We start from the raw sequence: 11628 nt of genomic DNA, 5'->3' as shown, positions 1-11628 counted from the left end.
CCGGGCGCGGGCTTCCTGGGAGTCGTCGGGGCGGGGCGGTCAGTCCCCGAGCAGACCGTCGACGAACGCGGCGGCGTCGAACGGCGCGAGGTCGTCCGGCCCCTCGCCGAGACCGATGAGCTTGACGGGCACGCCGAGCTCGCGCTGGACGGCGATGACGATGCCGCCCTTCGCGGTGCCGTCGAGCTTGGTCAGCACGATGCCGGTGACGCCCGCCACCTCGGCGAACACCCGGGCCTGGTTGAGGCCGTTCTGACCCGTCGTGGCGTCCAGCACCAAGAGCACCTCGCTCAGGGGCGCCTCCCGCGTGATCACGCGGATGATCTTGCCGAGCTCGTCCATCAGTCCGGCCTTGTTCTGCAGGCGGCCCGCGGTGTCGACGAGCACGACGTCGGCCCCCGTGTCACGGCCGGTGCGCACCGCGTCGAACGCGACCGCTGCCGGGTCGGCGCCGTCCCGGTCGGACCGCACCGTCGGCACCCCCACCCGCGCGCCCCACGTCGCGAGCTGCTCGGCGGCCGCCGCCCGGAAGGTGTCGGCCGCGCCGAGCACGACCGTGCTCCCCTGCGCCACCAGCACGCGGGCAAGCTTGCCCACGGTCGTGGTCTTGCCCGTGCCGTTTACCCCGACGACGAGCAGCACGGCGGGCCGGCGCAGGCCGTCCGCCCCGATGACGGGCGCCGTGGCGAGGGACCGGTCCAGTGCCGGGTCGACGAGCGCGATGAGCTTCTCGCGCAGCAACGCCCGCACCGCCGCGGGCTCGCGCACCCCCGCGACCCGCACCGCGGTGCGCAGGTCCGCGATGAGCTCGGCCGACGGACCCGCGCCGACGTCGGCGAGCAGCAACGTCTCCTCGAGCTCGTCCCAGTCGTCCTCCGTCAGGTGATCGCGCGAGAGCACCGCGAGGAGCCGGGCCCCGAGCGGCGAGCCCGAACCGGCGAGCCGGCCGCGCAGGCGCGCGAGGCGGCCGACGACGGGCTCCGGGACCTCGAGCGCGGGGGCCGCCGCGGGCGCCTCGGCCTCGGGGGCGACCTCGACCGCGGCGGCGGCCGTCGGGGCGGCGAGCGCGGGTGCGGCCGGGTCCAGCACGGCCGTCGCGGCGCGCCCGCCGTCGCCGGGCCTACCCGGGGTGGGCGGCGTCGGCCCGCCCCGGCGGCGCGCGACGAACGCGGCACCGACGCCGACCGCGGCAAGGGTCGGCAGGCCGATGGCAAGGAGAAGCTCGAGGGTCTCGTTCACCGGGTCAGTGTGTCAGGAGCGGACGCGCAGGTGGCAGGCGAGCTCAGCGCCGCACGAGGTTCGCGCTGCGGCTCGCGGCGTCGCGACCGGCGCGCGTCGCGCGGGACGCGTGGTCGCGGGCCCAGGTCAGGGTGTCGGTGAGGTCGTCGAGCTGGAGGTAGGGCTCGTCGTCCACCTCGGCGGCGGCGAAGAACTCGTCGAACGTCGCGTCGACCGGCTCGTCGGAGACCACCTCGGCCGGCGCGGCGGTTCCGCGCCCGCGCCACGTCGCGAGCCCGGCCCGCAGGTCGCGGATGAACCCGCGCGCTCCGCCCGACGGACCACTGTTCACGCCGGCGACGATCATGACGATGGCGGCGGCGGCGAGGGCGACGAAGGTCCAGACGAGGAGCGAGATCATGCAGCGATTCTCCCAGGTCTCGCGCCACGGTCCAGACACGCCCCGCGCGTCGCCGCGATGGGCACCAAACTTTCACACGGGCACGCCGGCCGGTCGCGCGCGGCCGCTCCGCCGCGGCTACCGCCGCAGCGACGGCAGCGCGCTGTCCTCGCGCATGCGCTGGCTGATCACGGTCGTCACGCCGTCGCCGCGCATCGTGACCCCGTACAGGGCGTCCGCGATCTCCATCGTGCGCTTCTGGTGCGTCACGACGATGAGCTGGCTGTCCTCGCGCAGCTCCGCGAACAGCTCGAGCAGCCGGCCGAGGTTGGCGTCGTCGAGCGCCGCCTCGACCTCGTCCATCACGTAGAACGGGCTCGGCCGGGCCTTGAAGATCGCCACCAGGAGCGCGACGGCCGTCAGCGACCGCTCGCCGCCGGACAGCAGCGACAGGCGCTTGACCTTCTTCCCGGCCGGGCGCGCCTCGACCTCGATGCCGGTCGTGAGCATCTGGCCCGGCTCGGTGAGCACGAGGTGCCCCTCGCCGCCCGGGAACAGCCGGGGGAACACGATCTCGAACTGCGCGGCCGTGTCGCGGTAGGCGTCGGCGAAGACCTGCTCGACCCGGGCGTCGATCTCGCGGACGATCTCGAGCAGGTCCGAGCGGGACTTCTTGAGGTCGGCGAGCTGGTCGGTGAGGAACTTGTGCCGCTCCTCGAGCGCCGCGAACTCCTCGAGCGCCAGCGGGTTGACCCGGCCGAGCAGCGCGAGCGCGCGCTCGGCGGCGCGGAGCCGCTTCTCCTGCTCGGCCCGCACGTACGGCACCGGTGCGGCGGGCTCCGCGCCCGGCTCGGGCCGGGTCAGGACGGGGATGTCGCGGTGCGGCCCGAACTCCTCCATGAGCACCTGCGGGTCCAGCCCGAGGTCGTCGACGGCGCGCGCCTGCAGCTGCTCGATGCGCAGGAGCTGCTGCGCGCGCGCGACCTCGTCGCGGTGCGCGACGTCGGTCAGCTCGCTGAGCTGGCGCGCGAGCAGGTCGGTCTCGGCGCGCAGCGCGACCAGTGCGGCGTCGCGGTCCGCGCGCGCGGCCTCGGCGGCCTCCCGGTCGGCGCCGGCCCGCTGCAGCGACCGGTCGAGCGCGGCGAGCGTCTGAACCGCACCCTGGCGGACCGCCTCGGCGAGGTGGGCCTGCCGGGCACGGACGCGCTCGCGCTCGGCGGCCCGGGCCTGGGCCGCGCGCTCGGCCTGGGCGGCCCGCTCGAGCGACTGCGCCCGCCCGGCCAGGGCACGGGCGCGCTCCTCGCTCGTGCGCAGGGTCAGGCGCGCGTCCGTCTCCCGCCCGCGGGCGGCGGTGGCGAGCTCGGCGCACCGGTCGCGGTCGAGCGTCCCGGCCGCGATCGCCGCCTCGGCCTGGGCGGGTTCGGTCTCGGCCGCGGCGAGCCGCGCGGCGAGCTCGAGCAGCTCGCTCTGGTCGGCCGCGAGCGACGCCGCGGCGGCGGCCAGCGACGCCTGCACGCGGTCGGCCTCCGCACGGGCGGAGCGCGCGGCCGCGCCGAGCTGGCCGAGCTGTTCCGCGACCGCCGCGAGCGCGGCGTCGGACTGGTTAAGCCGGTCGAGCGTCTCGTCGAATCGGGCGCGCGCCGCGGCCTCGGCCGCGGCCGCCGGCTCGAGCTCGTCGCGCGCGCGGTCGCGGCGCGCGACGGCGTCGGCGAGGGCGGTCCGGGCGCCGTCGAGCGCGGCCTGCAGGTGCAGCACGCTTGGCGCCGTCGCCGAGCCGCCCGAGGCCAGGGTCCCGGACAGCAGGTCCCCGCCGCGCGTGGCGACGGTCAGGTCGGGGTGGGCCGCGACGATCGCCCGCGCGGCCGCGAGGTCGTCGACGACGACGACGCCCGCGAGCAGCGCCCGGACCGCGGCGCGCACGCTCTCGGGCGCACGCACGAGGTCGACGGCGCGGTCCGCGCCGGCCGGGGCCGCCGCCTCGGCCTCGGGGTCGGCTCCGGCGCCCCCCGGACCGGCGCCCACGAGCAGGCTCGCGCGACCGGCGTCGTCGGTGCGCAGCCACCGGATCGCGTCGACCGCCGCGTCGACGGACTCGACCGCGACGGCGTCGGCGGCCGAGCCGAGCGCGGCGGCGATCGCGTCCTCGCTGCCGGCGGTGATGGACAGCAGCGCGGCGACCGAGCCCAGGGTGCCGACGAGGTCGTCGGCCGCAAGTAGCGCACCCGCGCCGTCCTTGCGGATCAGGCTGAGCTCGAGCGTCTCGATGCGCGCCGAGACCGACGCGCGGTCCCGCTCGGCGGCGGCGAGCCGCTCGCGCACGGCGGCCACGGCCGCGGCGGACTGCTCGACGGCGTCGGCTGCGGCCTCGTGCGCCCAGTCGAGGCCCTCCTCGCCCTCCTCCGCGCCGGCCACGTGCGACTCGAGGGCGGCGAAGTCCGCGGCCGCCGTCGCGCCGCGCTGCTCGGCCTCGGCGAGGGTCTGCCGCAGCCGCCCCAGCTCGTTCTCGGTGGCCTCGATCCGGCTGCGGCGGGCCGCGACCTGGCCGGCGAGCCGGGCCAGGCCTTCGCGCCGGTCGGCGGCCCCGCGCAGGCTCGTCGCGAGCTGGCGTTCGGCGTCGGCCGCGGCGGCCTCCGCCTCCTGCCGCGCGGCGACCGCGGCGGCGAGGGCGGTCCGAGCGAGGTCGACCTCGGCGCCGAGCTCGACCTCCGCGGCGCGCACACGCTCGGCCTGCGCGTCGAGGTCGGCCGGATTTCCGCCGCGCTCCGCCGGGGCGGTCGGCGCACCGAGCAGCCGCAGCCGCTCGGACGCGAGCGTCGAGGTGCCCCGCAGCCGCTCGCGCAGCGAGGACAGCCGGTACCAGGTCTCGCTCGCCTCGGACAGCTGGGGCGCGGCCTGCGCCGCGACGCCTTCGAGCTCGGCGAGCCGGCCGCGCACGGCCGTCAGCGCCTGCTCGACCTCCGCCCGGCGCAGGCGGACGGCGGACTCGTCGGCGTTCTCCTGCTCGAGCGTCGCGCTGAGCTGGGTCAGGTCGTCGGCGAGGAGCCGGGCGCGGGCGTCCCGGAAGTCGGCCTGCACCACCTGGGCGCGGCGGGCGACCTCGGCCTGCCTGCCGAGCGGGCCGAGCTGGCGGCGGATCTCGTGCGTGAGATCGCCCAGGCGGGTCAGGTTGGCCTGCATCGCGTCGAGCTTGCGCAGCGCCTTGTCCTTGCGCTTGCGGTGCTTGAGGACCCCGGCGGCCTCCTCGATGAAGCCGCGTCGCTCCTCGGGCGTCGCGCGCAGGACCGCGTCGAGCTGGCCCTGGCCGACGATGACGTGCATCTCGCGGCCGAGGCCGGAGTCCGAGAGCAGGTCCTGGATGTCGAGCAGGCGGCACGAGGACCCGTTGATCGCGTACTCGGAGCCGCCGTTGCGGAACAGCGTCCGCGAGATCGTGACCTCGGTGTACTCGATCGGCAGCGCGCCGTCGGAGTTGTCGATCGTCAGCGCGACCTCCGCGCGGCCGAGCGGCGGCCGGCCAGCGGTGCCGGCGAAGATGACGTCTTCCATCTTGCCGCCACGCAGCGACTTGGCGCCCTGCTCCCCCATCACCCAGGCCAGCGCGTCGACGACGTTCGACTTGCCGGAGCCGTTCGGCCCGACGACGCACGTCACGCCCGGCTCGAAGTTCAGCGTCGTCGCCGAGGCGAACGACTTGAACCCGCGGAGCGTGAGTGTCTTCAGGTGCACGCGCGCCAGCCTAATGGCGCAGGCCCGGCCCCCGTTCGACCCGCGGTAAACGGCCCGCTGCCCGGGCACGGGCCCGGGCACGGGCACGGGAGGAGCAGGCGAGTGTGGGCGTTCTGCTCGTGAGCCCGCTCGTGTGGACGATCTGCTGGTCCGGACCGCATTCAGGGGACCGAACGCCCACACGCGCGGCGCCGAGAGCAGAACGCCCACACGCGCGCCCGGACCGAACGGAGAACCGAGCGGACGGACCGCTCGGTGGCGGCTCGGCCGGGGCGGTGGACTACAGCGCGGGGAACCAGAGCGCGATCTCGCGGGCGGCGGACTCCGGGGAGTCGGAGCCGTGCACGAGATTCTGCTGGACCTTCAGGCCCCAGTCGCGGCCGAGGTCGCCCCGGATCGTCCCCGGCGCCGCGCTGGACGGGTCGGTCGTGCCGGCGAGCGCACGGAAGCCCTCGATGACGCGCTGCCCCTCGGCGACGACGGCCAGCACCGGGCCGGACGCCATGAACTCGACGAGCGGCGGGTAGAACGGCTTGCCCTCGTGCTCGGCGTAGTGGGCGCCGAGCAGCTCGGCGGAGGCGGTGCGCAGCTCGACGGCCACGAGGGAGTAGCCCTTGGCCTCGACCCGGCGCAGGATCTCGCCCGCGAGGCCGCGGGCCACGCCGTCGGGCTTGACGAGGATGAGGGTGCGCTCGGCCGGGGGGGATGTCAGATCGCTCATGCCGCAGACCCTAACCGGCCGGGTGCGCCGCGTCCCACTCGGCCCGCTCGCGATCGATCCGGCCGCCCAGTCGTAGCGCCGCCACCCACAGCCCGACGAACACGAGGGCGACGACGAGTGTCGTGCCCGCCACGAACGCCGCGTCGTCGATCGGCGCGCCGAACAGCGCGATCGAGGCCGCCAGCACCACTGCCTGTACGACGCTGCCCGCGACGTAGCCGCCCGGGCGGCGCAGCAGGCCCGACGCCAGCACGAGAGTCACGGCGAGCGCGCCGCCGACGGCCCACACCACCGCGGCGGGGGCCATCTGCAGGGCGAAGACGACGAGCGTGGCGAAGAAGACCGCGAACGCCTCGAGCACGAGCATCGTCGCCGCGAACGTGTGCCGCGCCGACCGGCGGCGGGCCGTGGGTGCGCTGCTCGCTGCTGTGCTCATGCGTGCAGGCTACCCAGGTCCGGCCCAGCCGGCGGCGGCGACCCGGGGATCGTCGGCGCCGGGCAGGCGATCGTCGGCGGTGTCGTCGGTCCCGTCCGCCACCTTGAGGTCCGCGGTCGTCACGACCGCGAGCTCGGCCGGCGATCCCTCGACGAGGTCGCCGTGGCTGGCCACGGCCTCGCCGCGCGCGACCATCCCGGCGACGTCGGACAGCGCGACCTCGCGCAGGAAGAGCGTGAGCACGAAGCCGATCGCCAGCAGAGGGACGAGGTACCAGAACGCGGGCGCGAGGGCCTGCGCGTAGGCGTCCACGACGCCGGTGTGCAGCGGCTCGGGCAGCTCCGCGACCAGCGCCGGGGTCAGCCCCGACGTGCTCGCCGCCGCGCCCGCCGGCACCCCGGCGAACACGTCGCCGAGGTTGACCTCGAGCCGGGAGACGAAGATCGTGCTGAAGAGCGCCGTGCCCACCGCCGCGCCGATCTCGCGGAAGAAGTTGCTCGCGCTGGTCGCGGTGCCGATCTCGCCCGGGTCGACCGAGTTCTGCACGGCCAGCACGACCGTCTGCATCACGAGGCCGAGGCCCGCGCCGAGCACGAAGATCATGATCCCGAACAGCAGCATCGTGATGTCGCCCGTGAGTTGCGTGAGCCAGATCAGCCCGCCGGTCGCCAGGGCCATCCCGACGATCGGGAAGATCCGGTACCGCCCGGTGCGGGTGATCGCGATGCCCGACCCGATCGCCGTGAGCATGACGCCCGCCATCATCGGCAGCATGAGGAAGCCCGACTCGGTCACGCCCGCGCCGGTGGCCATCTGCAGGAACAGCGGCAGGAAGCCGAGCGCGGCAAACATGCCCATGCCGATCACGAGGCTGACCGAGGTCGCGATCGCGAAGGTGGGGTTCGTGAACAGGTGCAGCGGCAGGACCGGCTCCTGCGCCCGCTGCTCGACGAAAACGAACGCGACGGCCGCGACGAGCGTCCCGCCGACGAGCGCGAGCAGGCCGAGATCGGCCCAGTCGTAGTCCGCGTTGCCCGACCAGCTCTGCCAGCTCGTGGCGAGCACGAGGCCGGAGGTGGCGACGACCAGCAGGAAGATCCCGGCGACGTCGAGCCTGCGGTTCGACCGGTGGCTCGGCAGGGTGAGGGTCTTCCAGGCGACGACGAACGCCGCGATGCCGATCGGGATGTTGATCCAGAAGCACCAGCGCCAGTCGAGGCCCTCGGTGAAGAAGCCGCCGAGCAGCGGCCCGATCACCGCGGAGACGCCGAAGAGCGCCCCCATCGGGCCCATGTACTTGCCGCGGTCCTTGGCCGGCACGATGTCGGCGATGATCGCCTGCGACAGGATCATCAGCCCGCCGCCGCCGAGGCCCTGAACGCCGCGCCAGACGACGAGCTCGCCGAAGCTCTGGGCGAAGCCGGCGCCCGCGGACGCGACCGTGAACAGCCCGATCGCGATGAGGAACGGGTAGCGCCGGCCCCACAGGTCGCCGAACTTGCCGTACAGCGGCATCACGATCGCGATCGCGAGGATGTAGGCGGTGATGACCCAGCCCTGGTGCGCGACGCCGTCGAGCTCGCCGACGATCGTGGGCATCGCCGTGCCGACGATCGACTGGTCGAGCGACGACATGAACATGCTCGCCATCAACGCGCTGAAGATCACCCACACCGTGCGCTGGGTCAGCACGATCAGGGGCTTGCCCGGGGTCAGGGGCGGTGCGGCGGCGGTCATCAGGGTCCTCATTCAACGGGTGGATGGTGCGGGGTGACGGCGCCGTTGCCGGGGTTATGGGGGCTGCCGGGTCTCGTTCCGGCCGGGCGGTCGGGTCAGGTCTCGCCGAGGAGGTCCCGCAGCTCGACGACGACGTCGCTGGCGTGGTCGTGCGTCGGCCCGCCGGCCGAGTCCTCGCGCCGCGCGTGCGCGGTGCGGGTGATGACCAGGACCAGGACACCGACGAGCTGGACGCGTTCGGCGGTCGCTGCGGGGCCGAGCCGGCGGCGCGTGAGGCCCTCGACCGTGAGCCGGACCTGCTCGAGCCAGGCGATCTGGCGGACGACGAGCCGGGGCTCGCGCTGCACGACCTCGAGGATGCGCCGGTGGCGCGCGCCGTCGTGCATCGGCCCGGCCAGCACGCTGTGCACGAGCGCCACGACGTCCGGCATGAGCCGGCCGGTCGGACCGCCCGACGCAAAGGTCTCGGCGGCGTCGTCGTCGAGGGCGGTTCCCGGGATGCCGAGCACCGCATCGTCCTTGGACGCGAAGTAGTTGAAGAACGTGCGCGGCGACACGCCCGCCTCAGCGCAGATCGCCTCGACGGTGGCCCGGTCGAGTCCGTCGCGCTGGACGAGGTGGAGCGCCGCGTCCGTCAGCGCCGCGCGGCGGGCGGCCTTCTTGCGCTCGCGTAGCCCGGCGGGCGGGGCGGTGAGCGGCGTGGTCGTGGGCACCGGAAAAACCTACACCTGATGCAGAATTTCAGCGAGTGCATATCTGCATCAACTGCAAGTTCACCCGCGCGCCCCCGCGCCCGGCGGCTACGCCTCGCCGAAGCCCTCCTCGATCTCGGCGACGACCGCCGAGAGCGCCGCGCGGGCCTGGGGACCGGAGGCGGTGACGGCGAGCGGCTGCCCGCCGACCGCGCCGAGCCCGATCAGCTCGAGCACGCTGGCCCCATCCACGCCGTTGACGGTCACCGCGGCGTCGAAGCTCGCGGCCGTCCGGGCGAGCTGGGCCGCGGGCCGGGCGTGCAGCCCGAGCGGGTTGCGCAGCACTGCGCTCGCCCGCAGGACGGGCACCGGGGCACGCCCGACACCCGGGTCGGTTGCGCCGACGGCGGCCGGCGCGGCGGGGCGCGATCCGGCGAAGCCCGCGCCCGCCTTCTCGGCGGCCGCGAGCACGCCCTCGAGCCCGGCGTTGCCGGCGGCCGAGACCGCGGCCGCGACGGCGCCCTCGACGAACGGGGCGTCCGCGAGCCGGACGCGCGCCGCGACGTCGTCCGCGGCGAACTCGAGCACCGACTCCGTGGTCAGCAGGGCCGAGCCGAGGTCGGTGAGCACGACCACGGAGCGGCCGTTGCCCGCCGCCTCGTCGAGCCCCGCCGAGATGCCATCGAAGCTCGTGCCGAGGCCGCCGTCGGGCAGGCCGCCGGCGTCGACGAGCAGCACGTTCGGCGCCATCTGCGCGGCCAGCTCGACCGTTCCCTGCGCGAGGGCGCGCGAGTGCGAGACCAGCAGGAGGGCGACGGCAGCCAACGGCTCCTCCGGGGCGGCCACTACGCCCGGCTCTGCGTCACGACATCGACGGCGGCGTCGGCCGCCGCGCGCAGCACGATCGCCGTCGAGGTCGCGCCTGGGTCCTGGTGCCCCGCGCTGCGCTCGCCGAGGTAGCTCGCCCGGCCCTTGGTCGCCACGAGCGGGATCGTCGCGGCGACGCCGGCCTCGGCCGCCGTCGCCGCGGCGGCGAGCACCGCTGCGGGCTCCGCCCCCGCGTCCGTCGCCGCGACGGCGGCCTCGACGGCGGGCGCCCACGCGTCCACCATCGTCTTCTCCCCCGTGGTCGCCTTGCCGCGCGCGACGATGCCCTCGAGGCCGGCCTCGAGCATCGCGACGACGGCGCGCGAGTCGAGCGTCGGCGAGCCGGTCACCTTCGCGGCCCGCAGGTAGGCGGTGCCGTACAGGGGCCCGGCCGCGCCGCCGACCGTCGACATCAGCGTCGTCGCGATGAGCTTGAGGACGTCGCCGATCGCCGCCGGCTCCTCCTCGAGCGCGTCGAGCCGGGCGACGACCGCGGTGAACCCCCGGGCGAGGTTCTCACCGTGGTCGCCGTCCCCGATCTGCCGGTCGAGCCCGTTGAGCTCGGCCCGGCGGGCGATCACGCGCTCCGCCGTCGCCCGGGTCCAGCCGATCGCCCACGCCACATCAACCGTCATGCTGCTCTTTTCCCAGTCGTCGTCAGGCGCCCACCGTCACCAGCGCAGCGCCGCCGTGTGCACAGGAGCGTCCCACAATGCCGTCAGCTCGGAGTCGAGCCGCAGCACCGTGACGGACGCACCCTGCATCTCGAGCGAGGTCACGTAGTTGCCGACCAGAGATCGGGTCACTTTCACGCCCCGCGCCTCGAGGAGCTTGCGGGCTTGACGATAGACGATGTACAGCTCCGAGGCGGGGGTGCCGCCCATGCCGTTGACGAACAGCAGCACGTCCTCGCCGGCGGCGAGCGCCAGGTCGTCGGCGACGGGGGTGAGCAGCATCTCGGTGATGTCGTCGGCGCTCGCGAGCGGGATGCGCCGCCGGCCGGGCTCGCCGTGGATGCCGATGCCGATCTCGATCTCGTCCTCGGGCAGGTCGAAGCTCGGCTCCCCCGCGTGCGGGACGATGCAGGCGGTCAGCGCGACGCCCATCGACTTGGCGTTCGTGTTCACGCGCTGCGCGATGGCGGTGACCGCCGCCAGGTCGTCCCCGCGCTCGGCCGAGGCACCGGCGATCTTCTCGACCAGGACCGTGCCCGCGACCCCGCGCCGGCCCGCCGTGTACAGCGAGTCCTCGACGGCGACGTCGTCGTTGACGATCACCGTCGCGACCTCGATGTCGTCGGCCTCTGCGAGCTCGACGGCGGTCTCGAAGTTGAGCACGTCGCCGGTGTAGTTCTTGACGATCGCGAGCACGCCCGCGCCGCCGTTGGCCGCGGCGAACGCGGGCGCGATCTGGTCGGGGGTCGGCGAGGTGAAGACGGCGCCGGGCACCGCGGCGTCGAGCATCCCGACGCCGACGAAGCCCGCGTGCAGCGGCTCGTGGCCGCTCCCGCCGCCCGAGACCAGGCCCACCTTCCCGGCGACCGCGCCGCCGGCGCGGGACACGAAGTCCGGGTCGATGCTCACCGAGACGATGTCGGCGTGCGCCCAGCCGAAGCCCTCGATCGTCTCCTTGACCACAGCCTGGGGGTCGTTGATCAGCTTCTTCACCCTGCACATCCTTCCCTGCCGACGCGTTGCGATCGGCTCCGTTGCCGCACGTCGACGATGACGCGCCTGGTCAGACCGGCGGTGGTCGCCCACCTGGTGCTCACCCTCGCTGGGCCCGGATGCGCCGTCAAGGGGAACTCGTGCAGCACTTGTGCACATCCGTT

The 11628-nt window shown here is 74.9% G+C and carries 10 protein-coding genes; all 10 read right to left on the bottom strand.

All coding sequences use genetic code 11. The features are described 5' to 3' along the window. Nucleotides 1-39: 39 nt before the first annotated feature. The 10 genes from ftsY to dhaK all read right to left on the bottom strand — a co-directional run bounded on the left by ftsY (nucleotide 40) and on the right by dhaK (nucleotide 11464). Nucleotides 40-1239, bottom strand: a complete 1200-nt coding sequence (gene ftsY, locus J4E96_RS06100; RefSeq protein ID WP_227424879.1) for a signal recognition particle-docking protein FtsY — start codon at nucleotides 1237-1239, stop codon at nucleotides 40-42. Between the two features lie 43 nt (nucleotides 1240-1282). Further along, nucleotides 1283-1639, bottom strand: coding sequence for a hypothetical protein (locus J4E96_RS06095; RefSeq protein ID WP_227424878.1), 357 nt, complete (start codon nucleotides 1637-1639; stop codon nucleotides 1283-1285). A 117-nt stretch (nucleotides 1640-1756) separates the two neighbouring features. Then, the gene (gene smc / locus J4E96_RS06090; RefSeq protein ID WP_227424877.1) at nucleotides 1757-5344 is read right to left on the bottom strand and encodes a chromosome segregation protein SMC; all 3588 of its coding nucleotides are present in this window, start codon (nucleotides 5342-5344) and stop codon (nucleotides 1757-1759) included. Nucleotides 5345-5624: 280 nt separating this feature from the next. Then, a complete protein-coding gene (gene ndk, locus J4E96_RS06085; protein WP_227424876.1) occupies nucleotides 5625-6065 on the bottom strand; it encodes a nucleoside-diphosphate kinase in 441 nt (146 codons plus the stop codon). A gap of 10 nt (nucleotides 6066-6075) precedes the next feature. Next, entirely contained in the window at nucleotides 6076-6501 is a 426-nt protein-coding gene (locus J4E96_RS06080) for a DUF4233 domain-containing protein (RefSeq protein WP_227424875.1), read from the bottom strand. Nucleotides 6502-6510: 9 nt separating this feature from the next. Further along, nucleotides 6511-8238 carry an MDR family MFS transporter gene (locus J4E96_RS06075; RefSeq protein ID WP_227424874.1) on the bottom strand — a complete coding sequence of 576 codons (1728 nt, stop codon included), beginning with the start codon at nucleotides 8236-8238 and terminating at the stop codon, nucleotides 6511-6513. Between the two features lie 95 nt (nucleotides 8239-8333). Next, a complete protein-coding gene (locus J4E96_RS06070) occupies nucleotides 8334-8951 on the bottom strand; it encodes a TetR/AcrR family transcriptional regulator (RefSeq protein WP_227424873.1) in 618 nt (205 codons plus the stop codon). Between the two features lie 87 nt (nucleotides 8952-9038). After that, entirely contained in the window at nucleotides 9039-9776 is a 738-nt protein-coding gene (gene dhaM, locus J4E96_RS06065) for a dihydroxyacetone kinase phosphoryl donor subunit DhaM (protein WP_227424872.1), read from the bottom strand. Then, nucleotides 9776-10432, bottom strand: coding sequence for a dihydroxyacetone kinase subunit DhaL (dhaL, locus tag J4E96_RS06060; RefSeq protein WP_227424871.1), 657 nt, complete (start codon nucleotides 10430-10432; stop codon nucleotides 9776-9778). The genes dhaM and dhaL overlap by 1 nt, the downstream gene beginning before the upstream one ends. Before the next feature lie 36 nt (nucleotides 10433-10468). Then, a complete protein-coding gene (dhaK, locus tag J4E96_RS06055) occupies nucleotides 10469-11464 on the bottom strand; it encodes a dihydroxyacetone kinase subunit DhaK (RefSeq protein WP_227424870.1) in 996 nt (331 codons plus the stop codon). Between the last annotated feature and the right edge of the window lie 164 nt (nucleotides 11465-11628).

The organism is Pengzhenrongella sicca, assembly GCF_017569225.1.
GTDB classification, from domain to species: Bacteria; Actinomycetota; Actinomycetes; order Actinomycetales; family Cellulomonadaceae; genus Pengzhenrongella; species Pengzhenrongella sicca.
This window is presented reverse-complemented; position numbering and strand designations above follow the sequence as displayed.

Coding starts and splice junctions, on each gene's coding strand:
- J4E96_RS06080 (WP_227424875.1), bottom strand. CDS start 6,501: ATGAGCACAGCAGCGAGCAGCGCACCCACGGCCCGCCGCCGGTCGGCG.
- ndk (WP_227424876.1), bottom strand. CDS start 6,065: ATGAGCGATCTGACATCCCCCCCGGCCGAGCGCACCCTCATCCTCGTC.
- dhaL (WP_227424871.1), bottom strand. CDS start 10,432: ATGACGGTTGATGTGGCGTGGGCGATCGGCTGGACCCGGGCGACGGCG.
- J4E96_RS06075 (WP_227424874.1), bottom strand. CDS start 8,238: ATGACCGCCGCCGCACCGCCCCTGACCCCGGGCAAGCCCCTGATCGTG.
- J4E96_RS06095 (WP_227424878.1), bottom strand. CDS start 1,639: ATGATCTCGCTCCTCGTCTGGACCTTCGTCGCCCTCGCCGCCGCCGCC.